Annotated in this window: 13 protein-coding genes; 8 read left to right on the top strand and 5 right to left on the bottom strand. The window is 44.0% G+C overall.

Annotated features, from left to right (window positions below; genetic code table 11):
- Positions 1-38: 38 nt before the first annotated feature.
- Together GJU87_RS18495 and GJU87_RS18490 are read left to right on the top strand one after the other, a co-directional pair.
- The gene (locus tag GJU87_RS18495; protein WP_153640828.1) at positions 39-179 is read left to right on the top strand and encodes a hypothetical protein; all 141 of its coding nucleotides are present in this window, start codon (positions 39-41) and stop codon (positions 177-179) included.
- Complete coding sequence (locus GJU87_RS18490; protein ID WP_153640827.1) at positions 176-2,209, top strand: thioredoxin domain-containing protein; 2,034 nt, start codon at positions 176-178, stop codon at positions 2,207-2,209. The genes GJU87_RS18495 and GJU87_RS18490 overlap by 4 nt, the downstream gene beginning before the upstream one ends.
- Before the next feature lies 1 nt (position 2,210).
- On the opposite strand, the gene GJU87_RS18485 is transcribed toward GJU87_RS18490, so the two are convergent.
- Positions 2,211-2,612: a hypothetical protein gene (locus GJU87_RS18485; RefSeq protein ID WP_153640826.1), complete on the bottom strand. Its 402-nt coding sequence runs from the start codon at positions 2,610-2,612 to the stop codon at positions 2,211-2,213.
- A gap of 265 nt (positions 2,613-2,877) precedes the next feature.
- Positions 2,878-3,225 (bottom strand): hypothetical protein, encoded by a 348-nt coding sequence (locus tag GJU87_RS18480; RefSeq protein WP_153640825.1) that lies wholly within the window; start codon positions 3,223-3,225, stop codon positions 2,878-2,880.
- 170 nt (positions 3,226-3,395) lie between these two features.
- Between GJU87_RS18480 and asnS the strand changes: the two genes are divergently transcribed.
- The 3 genes from asnS (at position 3,396) to GJU87_RS18465 (ending at position 7,057) form a co-directional block, all read left to right on the top strand.
- Positions 3,396-4,835: an asparagine--tRNA ligase gene (asnS, locus tag GJU87_RS18475; protein ID WP_153640824.1), complete on the top strand. Its 1,440-nt coding sequence runs from the start codon at positions 3,396-3,398 to the stop codon at positions 4,833-4,835.
- A 117-nt stretch (positions 4,836-4,952) separates the two neighbouring features.
- The gene (gene rpoN / locus GJU87_RS18470) at positions 4,953-6,410 is read left to right on the top strand and encodes an RNA polymerase factor sigma-54 (protein WP_153640823.1); all 1,458 of its coding nucleotides are present in this window, start codon (positions 4,953-4,955) and stop codon (positions 6,408-6,410) included.
- 41 nt (positions 6,411-6,451) lie between these two features.
- On the top strand, positions 6,452-7,057 hold the full coding sequence (locus GJU87_RS18465; protein ID WP_153640822.1) for a hypothetical protein: 606 nt from the start codon (positions 6,452-6,454) through the stop codon (positions 7,055-7,057).
- On the opposite strand, the gene GJU87_RS21695 is transcribed toward GJU87_RS18465, so the two are convergent.
- The 3 genes from GJU87_RS21695 to GJU87_RS18450 form a co-directional block, all read right to left on the bottom strand.
- Complete coding sequence (locus GJU87_RS21695) at positions 7,031-7,465, bottom strand: SPOR domain-containing protein (RefSeq protein ID WP_153640821.1); 435 nt, start codon at positions 7,463-7,465, stop codon at positions 7,031-7,033. The genes GJU87_RS18465 and GJU87_RS21695 overlap by 27 nt on opposite strands.
- Positions 7,466-7,545: 80 nt before the next feature.
- Positions 7,546-8,247, bottom strand: a complete 702-nt coding sequence (locus GJU87_RS18455) for a response regulator transcription factor (RefSeq protein ID WP_106541008.1) — start codon at positions 8,245-8,247, stop codon at positions 7,546-7,548.
- Between the two features lie 79 nt (positions 8,248-8,326).
- Positions 8,327-9,379 (bottom strand): cell wall metabolism sensor histidine kinase WalK, encoded by a 1,053-nt coding sequence (locus GJU87_RS18450; RefSeq protein ID WP_153640820.1) that lies wholly within the window; start codon positions 9,377-9,379, stop codon positions 8,327-8,329.
- Between the two features lie 198 nt (positions 9,380-9,577).
- Here GJU87_RS18450 and GJU87_RS18445 point away from each other — a divergent pair, with 198 nt between their 5' ends.
- From GJU87_RS18445 to GJU87_RS18435, 3 genes are all read left to right on the top strand, one after another.
- Positions 9,578-11,830: an inorganic phosphate transporter gene (locus GJU87_RS18445; RefSeq protein WP_153640819.1), complete on the top strand. Its 2,253-nt coding sequence runs from the start codon at positions 9,578-9,580 to the stop codon at positions 11,828-11,830.
- A gap of 461 nt (positions 11,831-12,291) precedes the next feature.
- A complete protein-coding gene (locus tag GJU87_RS18440; RefSeq protein WP_153640818.1) occupies positions 12,292-15,078 on the top strand; it encodes a glycoside hydrolase family 2 protein in 2,787 nt (928 codons plus the stop codon).
- 554 nt (positions 15,079-15,632) lie between these two features.
- The gene (locus GJU87_RS18435) at positions 15,633-17,381 is read left to right on the top strand and encodes a hypothetical protein (protein WP_153640817.1); all 1,749 of its coding nucleotides are present in this window, start codon (positions 15,633-15,635) and stop codon (positions 17,379-17,381) included.
- The last annotated feature ends 112 nt before the right edge of the window (positions 17,382-17,493 follow it).

Raw genomic sequence — 17,493 nt, 5'->3', positions numbered from 1 at the left:
ATCCAGTTACTCAGGTTACAGACTAACAATTTTACAAAATGGTAAAGGATAATGCAAGTATGATGCCATACCAATTGGGGTATTATGCCTTTTTGCCTTCGGAAAAAATAAACTTATTAACCGCCATTTCGTTTGATAAAAACGGCGATGTAAAAAAACTTAGTGGAGGAGGAAAATGAAAACCGATTCAAGCCAACCTGAATTCAGCAACGAACTCATCAATGAAACCAGTCCATATCTGCTACAACATGCTCACAATCCGGTTGACTGGTATCCGTGGGGTGATAAAGCGTTGGAAAAAGCCAAATCGGAAAACAAGCTGCTCCTGATTAGCATTGGTTATTCAGCTTGCCACTGGTGCCATGTGATGGAGCACGAAAGTTTCGAAGACACCGAAGTCGCGGAATTGATGAACCGTAACTATGTATGCATCAAGGTAGACAGGGAAGAACGTCCTGACATTGATAAGATCTACATGACAGCTGTTCAGTTGCTAACGCGGCAAGGAGGTTGGCCGTTAAACTGTATCGCTCTTCCCGATGGACGTCCCATTTGGGGAGGCACCTACTTCCCGAAAGAACAATGGACGCACTACCTCAATACTATTGCTGGATTTTATCGCGATAACCGGCAGAAAACAGTTGAATACGCCGAGCAACTCAATCAGGGCATTATTCAGACGTCGCTGGCTTCAGAACCGTCAGACAAAGAAACGTTCACGAAAAAAGAATGGAGTGCGGTCCTGAAAAACGTTGTCGACGATATTGACCACGAATACGGAGGGAGCAAAGGAGCACCCAAATTCCCGATGCCGGTTAACCTTAGCTTTCAGTTGCAGGCTTCTCATCTGTTGCGAAACGAAGAAGTTCTTCGCCAGTTCGAAAACACTTTGCAAAAAATGGCGTTTGGTGGAATTTACGACCAGGTAGGAGGAGGTTTTGCCCGCTATTCGGTAGACGAAATCTGGAAGGTACCCCATTTCGAAAAAATGCTGTACGATAATGCGCAATTGATAGGCGTATATGCCGAAGCTTTTCAAAAAACGGGGAAAGAGTTGTACCGGCAGGTGGTTTACGAGTCTGTAGAATTTGTCAGCCGCGAAATGACTTCACCGGAAGGGGCATTTTATTCGGCACTCGATGCCGACAGCGAAGGAGAGGAGGGCCGGTATTATATTTGGTCGAAAGAGGGACTAAAGCAGATTATCGGAGACGATTTCATGCTCTTTTCCGACTACTACAATGTCAATAAAACAGGTCATTGGGAGGATGGAAATTATATTCTTTTCCGGACGGAAAGTGATGAGCTATTTACGAAGGAAAAGAATATTGAATTATCTGTTTTACAGGATAAAATAAAGAATTGGAAATCGAAGCTTGTGGAAGCCAGAAGCCAACGCGAACGACCGGGATTGGACGATAAAACACTAACTTCCTGGAATGCGCTGATGATATCCGGGCTGGTCAAAGCTTACCGGGCATTCGGAGAAAAGGAATTTCTAAAACTCGCTTTGCAAAACGGCGAATTCCTATTCACAAACCAGCTTTCGCCGGAAGGAAATCTACTACGGAATTATAAGAACGGCACCAGCAACATTGATGGTTTTCTGGATGACTACGCCATGCTGGCGGAAGCAAGTATTTCGCTGTTCGAAGTGACCGGCGATTCGATTTGGCTGACACGAGCAGAGCAGCTTACTCAAACCAGTTTCAACAAATTCTATAACGAAAACGCCAACCTTTTCTACTATTCTCCGGGCGGAGAACAGGCTTTTGTCACCAATTCGTATGAAACGTATGACAACGTAATTCCGGCAGCCAATTCGGTGATGGCGCATGTGCTGTTCCGTTTGGGGCATTTGCTCGAAAACAGAGAGTGGATCGACACAGCTTCACGTATGGCGCTCCAACATCAAAAGCTGTTTACGAAAATACCGGGAGCGTTTGCCAACTGGGGAAGACTACTTCTCAACCTGGCTAATCCCTATTACGAAATAGCGATTTCTGGACCAGACGCAATTAAACACTCTGATGAAATTAATCAGCATTATCTGCCCAATACAGTCATTTGTTTGGGAAACGAACGTAGCGAATTGCCGCTTCTGAAAAACCGATTGGAAGAAGATAAAACAAGGATATATGTCTGTGTCAATCAGGCATGTCAACTTCCGGTAGAAGAAGTTGCAGATGCACTAGAGATGATAAAATAGTTTACCGCTTCATTTGATACCGGATAAAAACCAAGCGGATAATCATCGCCAGCGAAAGCGTTGCGAAGACTTTTAAAGCCCTAAACAAAACAAACTCGACGTTGTAGGGTGTAAACTCAATATTCAACCGAATGATTAGCACCGACGCGCCGAAAAGAACCAACAAGCGAAACAAAAGTTGGAAAAGACCATGTTTGATAAAGTTTCGTGCGGGATAATCACTTAAAACGAATGTGAACAGTAGAATGCAAAATACTTCAACGGTTTGAATACAGGCATATCCGGGATTATAAGGTGTAGCTTCCCAATTCACAAACACAACGGCTAAGGAAAGGGTAAATAAATAAGCCGCCAACAGCAACAGATGACTTTGTTTTGCTAAAGAGGCCTCTCTTCTGCCCATGGAATTATCGATTAACTAGTCAAACAAATGTGGATAACTTCTTCCCCGTAACTATCGCAGCAATACCAATGCACATTCAGACCACTTCTCGCATTTACCGGACAAAGTAATTAATAGCTAATTACTTTTTTTTAAGTATTCTTATCCAGAGGTTATCCGTCTTTCTATCCCGAAATTATCCTTAAAATTTGATTATTCCAAACGAAAGGAGAAACAAACATTCTTCGCTAATCACAAATTCTAACTTCAAAAAAAAACAATTACATTATTCTGCGGGATTGTCTTCAAAAACTTTCGAGAAATAGCGAATAGCACAATCCTGAAGTGTTTTCTGCTTTCTATCCTCTGTCCAGTTGGTCAAAAGAGATTTTTCGCGGAACATTGGCCAGCCGTCCCGGTCGGTTCCCAACTCTTCTACCATGCCAATTTCTTTATATAAAACGCAACTGCCCAGATTGATCAGGCTCCATTTTTCAAATTTGGTGAATTTCCGAAGAGTCAATCCGCGCTCCCTAACTCCCACCAGGTACAATACGCCATTCAGGTCAACATCCATCCCGAACATATCACTCAGTCGGTCACACAACTCATTCCAATTCTGCGGTGCACTCATTTTACTACTTGTTTTTTGCAAAGGTAAAAAAAGACATTAAAGTCGGCTATGCAGATTTACCAACGCTCTGTCCCCTGACAATTAAAAAGATTTAAAGTTGAGGTCACCCTGTAAAAGACAAAAATCTTACTTTTGTAGTTCTGTTCAATCAGCTATAAAAAATTTTTAAAATGAAGAAGAATCAAATTATTGACATTCTGAAATCGGGCCAGGTTGGCGCCGAAATTACAGTGAAAGGTTGGGTTAGAACCCGTCGCGGCAGTAAAAATGTAAGTTTCATCGCTTTAAATGACGGCTCAACCATCAATAATTTGCAGGTGGTAGCTGATGCTGAAAACTTTGCGGAAGAGATTCTGAAGCACATTAATACAGGCGCGGCCATTGCTGCAATCGGAAAATTGGTAGAGTCGGCAGGAAGCGGTCAGTCGGTTGAACTACAGGCTGAAAAAATTGAAATCATCGGTAAAGCCGATCCGGATAAATATCCGATTCAGCCCAAGCGTCATACGCTCGAATTTTTGCGCGATGTAGCACACTTACGTCCACGTACAGCAACTTACAGCGCCATTTTTCGTATCCGGCATAAATTGATTTTTGCTATCCACAACTTCTTCAACGAACGTGGATTTTACAATATTCATACACCGATTATCACCAGTTCTGACGCTGAAGGAGCCGGCGAAATGTTCCGGGTAACCACTTTACCCATGAACGATCTTCCCAAAACCGAAGATGGCGGAATTGATTACAGCGAAGATTTCTTCGGAAAATCAACCAATCTAACAGTTTCGGGTCAGTTGGAAGGCGAATTATTCGCTATGGCGATGTCACGTATTTACACGTTCGGTCCTACATTCCGTGCCGAAAATTCCAACACTTCGCGTCACCTCGCTGAGTTCTGGATGATTGAGCCGGAAGTTGCTTTCTTCGACCTGAACGATAACATGGATTTGGCCGAAGAGTTCCTGCAATACCTCATCCGCTATGCGCTGGATAATTGCATGGACGACCTGCAGTTCCTCAGCAAACGGCTTCAGGAAGAAGAGAAGAATAAGCCGGCCGACCAACGTTCGATGGAATTAATCGAGAAGCTGAAGTTTGTGGCCGACAACGAATTTGTTCGTTTGACGTATACCGAAGCCATCGACATTCTGAAGAATTCGAAACAGAACAAGAAAGGTAAATTCCAGTATCCAATCGAAGGATTCGGAACCGACCTGCAGAGTGAGCACGAGCGCTACCTGGTAGAGAAGAAATTCCAGAAGCCTGTCATCCTGACCGATTATCCGAAAGAAATCAAAGCATTCTACATGCGTATGAATGACGATAATCAAACAGTTGCCGCCATGGATGTTCTCTTCCCGCAGATTGGTGAAATCATTGGTGGTTCGCAACGTGAAGAACGCTTAGAGGTGCTGGAAAGCCGCATGGCAGAAATGAACATTCCGGCCGACGAAATGCAGTGGTACCTGGATACCCGTCGTTTTGGCGGATGCCAGCACGCAGGATTCGGATTGGGCTTTGAACGTCTCGTTCAATTCGTAACCGGAATGGGTAACATTCGCGACGTCATTCCATTCCCGCGTACGCCGAAAAACTGTGAATTTTAATTAAGTTAAAAACATAAAATACGCGAACCCCGTTAATTATTGCATTAGCGGGGTTTTATTTTCACGGAAGTTTGTTCTTTATTTTATAAATTTCGGACAGATTAAAATCAGCCAGAGATGCAAAAATTAAGTCTTCAACAGAAATTGCTGCAAAAGCTTTCTCCACAGCAGATACAAGTTATCAAGCTGTTGGAGATTCCTACGATGCAGTTGGAGCAACGCATCAAGAAAGAGCTGGAAGAAAACCCGGTACTGGATATGGACAATGATAATTCCGAGTACCAGGAAGAGGAATACGACAACGATCTGAAGTCGAATGAAGATAAGGACAATGATGAATTCTCGGTAGACGACTACCTGAACGACGAAGATTACCCGTCGTACAAATACACGGCCCAGAATTATTCAAAGGACGACAAATTCACCGAAATACCTTTCTCATCCGGTTCATCGTTTCACGAGTACGTTGAGCAACAATTGAGCGAGGTTTATCTTTCGGAGCACGAGTTAGTGCTGGCAGAGCAGATCATTGGTAATATCGACGAAGACGGCTATTTGCGCCGCGATTTGGAGTCGATTATGGATGATTTGGCATTCATGCAGAATGTCACCACCGACGAGTTCGAGTTATTGCGCATTCTCCGTGTCATCCAGGAATTTGAACCTCCGGGCGTAGGAGCACGGAACCTGCGGGAATGTCTGCGTTTGCAGATGGAGAGGAAAGACCTCTCGAAAACGGAAATACAACTGGCATCCCGGATTCTTCGTGACACATTCGACGAATTCACGCGCAAGCATTACGATAAGATTACCCGGAAATTCGGCGTTTCGGAAGACGAGCTGAAAAGAGCCATCGATGAAATATTAAAGCTGAATCCGAAGCCGGGAAGTTCGTTTAGCAATACAATTAATCGCACAAACCAATCCATCATCCCCGATTTCATTCTGGAGTTGATGGATGGCGAATTACAGCTTTCGCTGAACCAGCGGAATGTGCCTGATCTTCATATCAACGGGCATTATGCCAATATGCTCAAAGCTTACCAGGAAAACCGGAAAAACCTAAGCCGTCAGGACAAGGATACGGTCATGTTCATGAAGCAAAAGCTCGATTCGGCCAAGTGGTTCATCGACGCTATTCGCCAACGACAGCAAACGTTGTTACTGGTTATGAACGAAATCATCGACTACCAGAAGGAATATTTCATGGAAGGCGATGAAACCAAAATGCGTCCGATGATCCTGAAAGACATTGCCGACAGAACCGGCCTGGATATTTCAACGGTTTCGCGCGTTTCGAACAGCAAGTACATTCAAACGCATTTTGGAATTTTCCCGCTTAAATATTTCTTTTCCGAATCGATGCAAAAAGACACGGGAGAGGAAGTCTCTACCCGGGAAATAAAGCAAATACTAAAGGAGTGCATTGAAGGAGAGGACAAACGAAAGCCTCTGACCGATCAGGCTCTGGCCGAAATTCTGAAGCAGAAGTCTTACCCAATTGCACGCCGTACTGTTGCCAAATACCGCGAACAGATGGACATTCCGGTCGCCCGTATGCGAAAAGAGTTGTAAGTAAAAAGGAAGGCAACAATATTCACCTGAACAATACCGTAATGGAAAAATTTTTAGCCCGAAGCATATCAATTGCTTTTCACCCGTTGTTATTACCCACACTCGGATTGCTTCTTCTGTTTCAAACAGATTTGTATATCACATTTTTATCGGGAACGCTAAAACAAGTTGTTATCATCAGTACGCTGGCCAGCACGGGAGTTATTCCTGCCCTGTTTGTTCTTAGCGGGCGAATATTTAAAAGCAACTCTGAATCGTGGGAGAAAGTTCCGGTCCAGACATTAACTTATCTCATCTCGGGTGTGAGTTATTTTGCCGGATACTATTTGGTTTCCAAATTACCGGTTGCCGGCTTTTTTAACGCTATTTTTCTTTCCGGAACGCTCGTTTTAGTGGCTTTGGCATTAATATCCCTTCGGTGGAATATCAGTTCACATATGGCTGCATTAGGAGCTTTGTTCGGGATTGTTTTGGCCATCATGCTGCGCCTGGGGCAACACGATATGGGCTTGATTATAATCATCCTGCTGGCCGGTGGCTTTACAGGATACGCGAGGCTGGTAATGGGGAAAAATAACCCGGCACAGGTTTATGCCGGGTATATCTTAGGATTTTCGATTTTATTCCTCATCTTCAATTTTGTTTGAGCGATTCATCACCCAGGCATCTTTAAACTCCGGGTATTCCTTCCGAAGCTTTAATGCGGCGGCCATGGCGTCGGAGTAATCGTTAAACGATTTAACAGCCAACCGATAATAGCCGTCCATATTCCGCATAATCACCCGGGGGTTGAATCCCTTCTTGCTCCATTCCTTACTCCTTTCACGGGCAATTTCCGGAATCGTATAGCTATTTACTACCACAAAATACTTATCATCGAGATTAACCCCTTCGTCCTTTACCACCGGTTCTGGCTTGACTACCGGCTTGGGTTTTGGCTTGGGAGTCTCGATTTTTGGCGGTGCCGGAGGTGGCGGTGCCGGCTTCTCCTTTTTCTTACATGAATAGGAAAAAGCAACAACAATGACCATTACGGCAATCACAAATCTCTTCATAAGCGTGAATTTACGTGATTAAAACAAATGTAATAATAATCCGGTTGAATTCCATTATGAAAACTATCCGGACTACCTGGTTAATTCACAAACTTATAACCAATACCTTTCAGAGTTTTGATATGATCGTTACCTATCTTCTCTCGTAATTTCCTGATATGCACGTCAATGGTACGATCACCGACAATCACGTTTTCTCCCCATACGGCATTATAAATCTCTTCGCGGGTAAATACCTTTTCAGGCTTAGAAACCAACAACGACAGCAATTCAAATTCCTTTCGGGGAAGAATCATCTCCTTATCATCGATTTTGAGCAGATAACGCTCTTTATCAATCGTTAGGTTACCAATTGTGATAATTTGTTCGGGAGCAGCGGCCTCGGCTGCAGCAACGCCTGAGCGCTTCAGCAGCGCTTTAACACGACTGATGAGCACCTTCGGCCGGATGGGCTTGGTGATGTAATCATCGGCTCCCGCCTCGAAACCGGCAATCTGTGAATAATCTTCACCACGTGCTGTCAGGAAAGCAATCACGGTATCCTTACATGACGGAATCTTTCGGATTTCTTCACAAGCCACGATACCATCCATTTCAGGCATCATGACATCCAGAATAATCAGATCCGGTTTCTTCTTTTCAGCCATCTTAATGGCTTCCACTCCATTCCTGGCCGAATACACCTTAAAACCTTCGCGCTCGAGGTTGTAGCTGATAAATTCAAGAATGTCTTCTTCGTCGTCTACCAGGAGAATTTTGTAGTTATTTTCTTTTTCTGCCATAATGATTATGATTATGCCGGGTCAGTTTTACCCTCCCAAATTACAAAATGTTAATTTGGTTTAACCCATTCCGGAAAAATTATTTGCCCGGAGTGCCCTTTTCTAACGTAAACGTAAAAGTAGTTCCTTTATCGAGAACACTCCTCACCTGTATGGTTTGGTCATGTGCTTCAATAATATGTTTAACAATCGCCAGTCCAAGGCCGGTACCTCCCTGCTGCCGCGAACGACTTTTATCGACACGGTAAAAACGTTCAAAAATACGGGGTAGATCCTGCTTGGCAATTCCAATTCCATTATCGCTCACTTCCACCAGTACGTGGTCATCCATATCGAAGAACCCTACTTTTACATAGCCGCCTTTCTTTCCGTATTTCAGTCCATTCATCACCAGGTTGCTAACCGCCTCGAAGATGCGTTTCTTATCGGCCAGCACCCAAAGCGGCTTCGTATTGGTTTGCTGGAAAAGAAGTGAAATGCGGCGTTCCTGGGCCTCCATCAGCTCCAGCTCAAATACGTCTTCCGTCAGTTTCACAATGTCGAAAGTCTCCCAGTTCAGCTTCAACTCACCCGACTCTAATTTGGTGATTGACTCCAGATCTTCCACAATACTAATCATTCGGTCGATACTTCTCTCGGTACGTTCCAGGTACAATCGATTGATTTTCGGGTCGTCCATTCCACCGTCGAGTAACGTGAGAACGTACCCCTGAATATTAAAAATCGGGGTTTTCAGCTCATGCGAAACGTTACCCAAAAAATCTTTCCGGTATTTTTCCAAATCACGAAGGCGCTCAATTTCCGAAAGCTTTTCGCTGGCCCAGGCTTTTACTTCCATGTTTACCTGCGAAATAATATCGGAGCTGCCTTCCTGCCGTTTCAATTGTTTCTTTCCTTCAACCGGAACTTCCCGAATGGTTTTGTAAATTGGGGTAATTTTATCGTATATCAGGTGATTCAGAATATAATGAATCAATAAATATGCGATTCCGAAAAAAACCGGAACGAAGAGAAAACTCCAGTACCAGTAGGTTACGTGCAGAAAGAAAGAGCTTGCCAATAAAAGCGTGAAAACGAGTGTGAGGGATACCGATAGTAACACCGACATCCTTCTTGGTGAGGAAGTATTCATTAATTGTTCGTTTTTCAATTCTATTACACTCTAAATATCAACAAATATAGGAATTGTTTGTCCGGTAAACCTAAACTAAACAATAAATAAGAAAATTCAGATAATGATAACCAGTTAACATTATTTTAACATTTCTTAACATAGGTAACAACTGTGTAACAATATCTTTGGCACGAGTTTTTTACAAAAATCTAATCAATGGAAAGCTTTTATCTAATCCTTGTAATTATCCTGTTTGCTTTGGCTGCTTCCGACCTGATTGTCGGGGTAAGTAACGATGCCGTTAACTTCCTGAATTCAGCCATAGGTTCCAAAGCCGCTCCCAAATGGCTCATTTTGGGTGTCGCCGGTTTAGGTGTTCTTATCGGAGCAACTTTTTCCAGCGGTATGATGGAGGTCGCCCGTAAAGGGATCTTCCATCCTGACATGTTTGCTTTTTCCGAAATTATGACCGTTTTCCTTGCGGTGATGATAACGGATATCATCCTGCTTGACATGTTCAATACGTTTGGTTTACCTACGTCTACAACCGTATCCATCGTTTTCGAACTTTTAGGTTCGGCTGTAGCGGTGGCTGCTGTTAAGATCAAAGAAGCCTCTGGTTCAATGGTAGAACTCGCTCAGTATATCAATACTGAAAAAGCACTCGCCATTATTTCCGGTATCCTGGTATCGGTAGTCATCGCTTTTACGGTCGGAACCATCGTCCAATGGTTTACCCGACTGGTATTCACCTTTAAGTACGAAAAGAAAATTCGTTACATCGGTTCCATGTTCGGAGGATTCGGCTTTGCCGTTATTACCTATTTCATTGTCATCAAAGGTGCAAAAGGTGCCTCATGGTTGACACCCGAAAATGTTGCTTATCTCACACACAACATGTGGACGATTCTCTTTTTCAGCTTCATCGGGTGGACCATTTTACTGCAAATTCTCCAGTTCATTTTCAAGAAGTTCGATGTTCTCAAGTTCATTGTGCTGGTAGGAACCTTCGCGTTAGCTATGGCTTTCGCCGGAAACGATTTGGTGAACTTTATCGGGGTACCGCTTGCCGGATTCGAATCGTTCAAAGCGTGGATGGCCGCCGGTGCCGTTAATCCGGATGGATTCACCATGAACATCCTCAACCAACCGGTGAGAACCGATACCTACATGCTGCTGATCGCCGGCCTCATCATGATTGGAACGCTTATCGCCTCCCGAAAAGCAAAATCGGTGGTTGCTACAACTGTGGATTTGGCCCGTCAGGCTGAAGGCGACGAGCGCTTTGGTTCTTCCTACGCATCACGTGCCCTGGTACGCTCTTCTATTCGCACCGGCGATAGATTGAAACGCATCCTGGGAAGCCGGGTTACCAACTGGATCGACAGCCGTTTCGAAGCTGTTCCGATAGACGATACGAATCCGGACCGACCTCATTTCGATAAAATCAGGGCGGCCAGTAACCTGGTTGTTGCATCGGTATTGATTACCATCGGTACCAACCTGAAATTACCCCTTTCAACAACCTATGTTACCTTCATGGTAGCCATGGGTACTTCGTTGGCCGACCGCGCCTGGGATCGTGAATCGGCCGTTTACCGAATTTCAGGTGTCTTCACGGTAGTAGGAGGTTGGTTCCTGACCGCTTTTGTTGCTTTCACTGTTTCACTCATCATTGCTACCCTGATTTCACTCGGTGGACAGTACATGATTTTTGTCTTTGCTGCTGTTGCCGCTATTATGGTGATTCGCACCTATGTATTCTTCCGCAAACGCGAAGCTAAAAAGCTGGAAGAAGAAGATTTCCCGGAAGCAACCGTAGAAGTAGAAAAGGTGCTGGATAAGTCCAATCAGAAAGTAACCAACGCGATTATTTCCACATCGAAAGCTTACTTCCTTGCACTGGAAAGTTTCTTTGCCCAAAACCGGAAACAACTGGCACAGATTGATCGCGACGTGGAAGAGTTCAACCAGAAAGCGAGAAAGCTGAAAGCCAACATTTCAAAGGTGGTGCAAAAATTACAGAAAGATTCGGTTGAAACCGGACATTTCTACGTGCAAATTGTTGATTACCTGCGCGAAATGGCTCACTCAATCAAATACGTAGTTGGTCCGTTGCACCAGCATGTAGAGAATAATCACAAGCCTTTCAATGAAGATCAGGTTGAAGATTTAACCAAGTTCAGTTCGCAAATTACCGACTTCCTGAATTTTGCTCTTCACATTATTAAAGAAAGCGAGTTCGATCAAATTGAAGAACTGATTGCCAAACGACAAGTCATCATCGATAACATCCGCGATTTGGAGAAAAACCAGATTCGCCGTATCAAGAAGAAAGAAGTCAATAGCCGCAACTCGGTTCTGTTTTTCAATGTGATGTCAGAAACCAAAAACCTGTTGCTGCAAACTGTTAACATGGTCAAATCGACCCGTGATTTTATCACACATTCAACAATGGAACAACAATAAAACTGGTTGCTTCAATATACTGAGCCCTTCCCCTTCCGGGAAGGGCTTTTCTTGTTCAAGACTATATACTTCCCTTTATTATAGGCTCATATAGCAGTTTTTGTTAATTAATTATTAAGCTGTAATACCCTCGAAATATTTCTTTAAACACTTATTTAATCTGAATTAGCATTCACTTACTATTTCATCTTTAACTATGTAGTCTGAAAAGATTGAAATAGAAAACAGATTGAACAAGCCAGCTTTCTTTAGTAGAAAAACGGCAAGGTGAGAATTCATTAGAAACATATAGGTTCAGAACAATTTTTCAAGAGGCCATTGTTAGATGGCAAGTAACTTTCCTTTCCAAAAAGGGTACCTGAAGCGTCGGGTGCCCTTTTTCTTTTTATTGCTAAACAGGCTTCGCTTCAATACAGAATGTGATTATCTTTAACATGTTCTAATCCAAAATAAACCAAACAATGAAACTGATTATTTCACTATTCTTTCTCTGCTCATTTTTCTATGCAGCAGCGGCGGCGCCAAATGCGCCGGAAAATATCCCCTTAAAAGAACATCCGCGTCCGGGATTCCAACGCAACACATTCCAAAACCTGAACGGAACATGGCATTTCCGGACCGATAAAAACAATGTAGGGGTCAGGCAGCATTGGCAAAACCAACCGGAAAGCTTCGACCAGCAAATACTGGTTCCTTTTTCGTGGGCAAGTCCAAAGTCAGGAATAAAAGAGCCCGATGTACATTACGGATGGTACACCCGGGAATTCACGTTGAATGACGAACTCAGCACATCCGAAGGGAAAACCTACGTGGTTTTCATGGCCAGCGATTTTCACACGACAGTTTGGCTGAACGGTAATAAAATAGGGGAGCATCGTGGCGGATACACCCCTTTCGATTTCAATATTCAACCTTACCTACAACCAGGAAAAAACCGTTTGGTGGTGCGAGTTGAGGATCGCGACTTGGACGACCGCCCATCAGGGAAACAGTATTATGGAAACGCCCGGGGAATCTGGCAAACTGTCTATCTGGAGAAACGTCCGGACATCTTTATCAAACAGGTTCATTTTTTTCCGGACATCGACAAAAAGCAAGTAACCGTCCGGGTAACGCTTTCGCGGAAAGCCGAAACAGACTGGCCTTTTACTTTAACAGGAGAAAACAACAACCTGCATCTGAAAGGAGTGATTCCGGCCTCAGATGCTACGGCGCAATTCACCCTTCCGGTGAAGAACATGCTCTTATGGGAATTGAGTAATCCCTTCTTATATAATGTAACCGCTACTGCGGGAAAAGGAAAACAAGCCGATGAGATTCATACCTACTTCGGAATGCGGAAAATTTCATCGGTCAAAATCCCCGGAGAAGATTTCTGGTACGTGGCTTTGAATAACAAACCAATTTACCTGCGCCTGACACTCGACCAGAGTTATCATCCGGAAGGTTTTTACACCTTTCCTTCCGATAACTTCATGAAAAACGAAATAAAACGGGCCAAAGCGCTCGGCTTAAACGGACTTCGTATTCACATCAAAGCCGAAATTCCGCGCAAACTTTTCTGGGCAGATAAACTCGGGCTTCTTATCATGGAAGATATCCCGAACTTTTGGGGGCCGCCGACACCGGAAGCAAAAAAGAACTGGGAGGAGTTGGCTGTAGCCGAGATCAACCGCGATTTCAATCATCCATCCATTTTTTCATGGGTTCTGTTCAACGAAACCTGGGGACTTTTTTCCGGAAAAGGAAACAATCGAAAATACACACCTTCTACTCAACAATGGGTTGCCGACTGGTATCACAAAGCAAAAGAAATGGATCCAACCCGATTGGTAGAAGATAACTCCCCCTGTAACTACGACCATGTGGTAACCGACCTCAACACCTGGCATGCCTACTTACCTGCAAGGCAATGGTCCGATTTTTTGGATAATGTAGTCGCTAAAACTTTTCCCGGCTCGACCTTCAATTATATCAACGGGCACAAGCAAGGAAAGGTGCCGATGCTCAACTCAGAGTGTGGTGCCGTGTGGGGTTATGCAGGCAGTACAGGCGACATCGACCTGACCTGGGAATACCATGTCATGATGAACGAATTCAGACGAAGGCCGAAAATCGCGGGATTCCTGTTCACTGAATTCCATGACGTGATTAATGAATGGAACGGCTACTACCGATTCGACCGCGGTAAGAAAATATTTGGACTGTCGGACCTCGTTCTAGGCATGAGCATGCGCGATTTTCATTCCAATTACTACGTCATTCCGGGTAAAGATTTTTACGAGGTTTATCAGGCCGGTCAGAAAGTAACCATTCCTGTTACCGTTTCATCGGTCACTCAAAAGAATATCGGCCCAGCAACTATCGCCTGGTATATTAAAGGATATTCACCGACAGGAAAAGTAATTGAAGGCGAGAGCGGAACCATGCCCGCTGTCATAAAACCGTTCGAGGCAGTTCCGCAAGAAAACATTACAACCAGCCTACCTGAAAATCTAGCGTCCGGCATGTTGGTTACCTTGCTGAAAGATGAAAATGGTGATATTATTCAACGAAATTTCCTTCCATTCCGGGCAACCGGTACGAAACTACCGGTAAATACGGTTGCAATGTCGCCTTCACAGTTCAGCAAAGCCGACTGGAGCATCAAATACCGGAAGCCACAGGAAGGGAAAAAAGTGTGGGGAATGGGTACCGGATATTTTGAATACCGATTTAAGGTGCCAGCCGATTTGAATCTGGACAATGTGACGGGTGCAGTCTTTCGTTGTGAGGTTGCATCGAGGTTTCCGCAGAGCAAATACCTGGAAGACGGTGATGCTGAAAATATCGGGATGACGATTGTTACTGAAAAAGGCACCGACCCGGGGTACGGACAAAACTCCTATCCACAAACTGATGAGAAGAAACATCCAGGAACACTCTCCATCTCCATCGATGGAAGACCGCTGAACCAAATTCCTCTGGAGGATGATCCAGCTGACCATCGGGGCATGCTGTCGTGGATGAACCAGGAGCCTGGAGATAAGTGGGGCGAAAACACCGGCAAAAAATGGATGCTCGACGAAGCGGGTTCGTATGGTTACCTGATTACAGTTGGATTATCGCTCGACGAGGTAAAAGAAGCAGTAAAAAAAGGATTCATCACCATTCGTCTGACATCGGAAAAAGGAGGTCTCTCGGTTTACGGAGCAGAATCCGGTCGGTACCCGGTCGACCCGCAGATTGAATTTTTGACAAAAGAGTAATACCATTATACATGGTAATGGAAAGGGCGGAAATTTCTCCGCCCTTTTTTATTTGCCCAACCATTGCTCCTTAAGTTTTCACTTTTCGTCCGGCTGAAATCTACTCCAGACAATTTTTCCTCCAGTAATTCATTTTTAATGTCTTTCCATACTGCTGATCAGCCTGTTTAGGCGCCCCCCCCCAAAAAGCTGTCGAAATTTTGCGACAAAAATACTTCCCTACATTGTTACAACTCACCTCTGTAACATCATTCAAAACACCATACAATAAGCTGTACTAATGATAATTAACCATTAATCAAATTGTAACAGCACCGACCTTATTGTAACACAAAAGTTAATATTCCTTAATCACAGTGTAATATTTTACGTCGTTCTTCACATCGAATTCGAAAGGGATTGATATTCAAAAATATGACGAAAATGTAACAACTAATTTCTTCACCAAAAACGGCTTTAAACCGTAGAGAGAAAGAAGCAATTAGTGAACATAAATATCAAATCCAAAAAAAGAAAAACGAACCCGAATTTTAAATTAAATAATGAAGAGGATTATGAAAAAATTGCATTTTTTCCTGTTTGCAACACTGATTATGGGCGCAGTCGTTTTGAACTCATGTTCAAAAAATGACAGCCCTTCAGTAGCAGATGCTCCATCTGTAAGTGCTCCTTCTGTCAACACCGATGTACAGGTTGCTACAGACGTTGATGTTACTTTCAATGTTTCTGTTCCCGGAGGATACAATTCAGCCACTGCAAATGCCACAGGAGGTTCAGCTACTATTAAGAGTGAACTTACAGCAGGAGCAACCAGCGGCGATGTAGTTGTTACCTTTACTGCTGACAACGAAGTTGGTGCAGGTTCAGTTAGCCTGACCATTACCGATGCCAATTCCAAATCGGACAATGCTACAGCAACGATGAACAAAACTGCTGAGCCGGCAATGCCGACCAAAGATGTATACGCGAGTGCTGATGGTATTGGAACCGTAACCTGGAGTGCCGACACCATCTATGTATTGCGTGGTTTCATCTTTGTTAACGACGGTCAAACGTTGACCATCGAGCCCGGAACTATCATTAAAGGACAGCCCGGACAGGGTGCTGGCGCATCTGCTTTAATCGTTGCCCGTGGTGCTAAAATCATGGCTGAAGGTACCGCAGACAAGCCTATCATCATGACGGGTCTGGCTGATGACCTGAATGGTTCTGTACCAGACGATGCCAACCAAACCTGGGGTGGATTGATCATTCTTGGTAAAGCAACTACCAGCAACGTTGCTGAAGGTGGCGAAAAATCAATCGAAGGTATTCCTGAAACTGAAACACGCGGATTGTACGGTGGTACTGATGATACCGACAACTCAGGTGTATTGAAATATGTATCTGTTCGTCATGGTGGTAGTGTAATTGGCGCCGACAACGAAATCAACGGTATTTCACTGGGTGCTGTAGGTTCAGGAACAACCCTTGATCACATTGAAGTATTCTCCAACTTCGACGATGGTATCGAGTTCTTCGGTGGTGCTCCGAACCTAAGACACGCTGTTCTTTCATACACCGGTGATGACGGTCTTGACGAAGACGAAGGTTTCCACGGAACTGTTCAGTACGCCCTGGTATGGAAAAAAGCTTCAGTTAACGAAAGTAGCGACCCACGCGGTTCTGAAGATGACGGTGGTGTTGGTGCTAACGAAGCTGCAAAACCTTTTGCTACCGTAGCAAACGTTAACGTTACTCTCTATAACGAAGGAACCAACGATAACCTTACTCCTAGTAACAAACAGACCATCTATATGCGCGATGGTTGGGCAGGACGTTGGATCAACTCTGTATTCTACGGATTTGACGGTCCTATTGACATGGAGAGAAGAACAGACAAAATCAATGCAACTGATAACAAATCAGCCAGCTGTTACGATATGTGGCTTTCTGTTGCCGATGGTGGTTACGGAACGCTGAAAATCGAAAACAACCTGATTTATACCAACAATGCATTCTCTAACGATTCTACCGGCTTTGCCAACATGTTCCAGCTGAGCGACGAAACTGATGCTGCTCTGGAATATAATGTAGAGAAATACCTGATGGCGAAAAACAAAATCGGTGACCCTGCTTTCGGAACGGGTGCTCAGAAATTCACTCCTACCTCAGCAGACATAACTACTGATGTGGCTACAGGTCTTGCTTCTGCATACAATGCAAGCCTGGAAGACGCAGGTTTCAAAGGCGCAGTTGACCCCAATGCAACGACTCCGTTCTTTGCTAACTGGACTAAAACCTGGGAAGTGATCAACAACTAATACCCCGTGATGATATACAAAAGGGCCAATTCACTTTGGCCCTTTTTTTTAGAATACCATGTGACAAAATCTTTACATAAAAATCAACCGAGTAAACCAACATAACAAAGCC

This window comes from Prolixibacter sp. NT017 (genome assembly GCF_009617875.1).
Lineage (GTDB): Bacteria > Bacteroidota > Bacteroidia > Bacteroidales > Prolixibacteraceae > Prolixibacter.
This window is presented reverse-complemented; position numbering and strand designations above follow the sequence as displayed.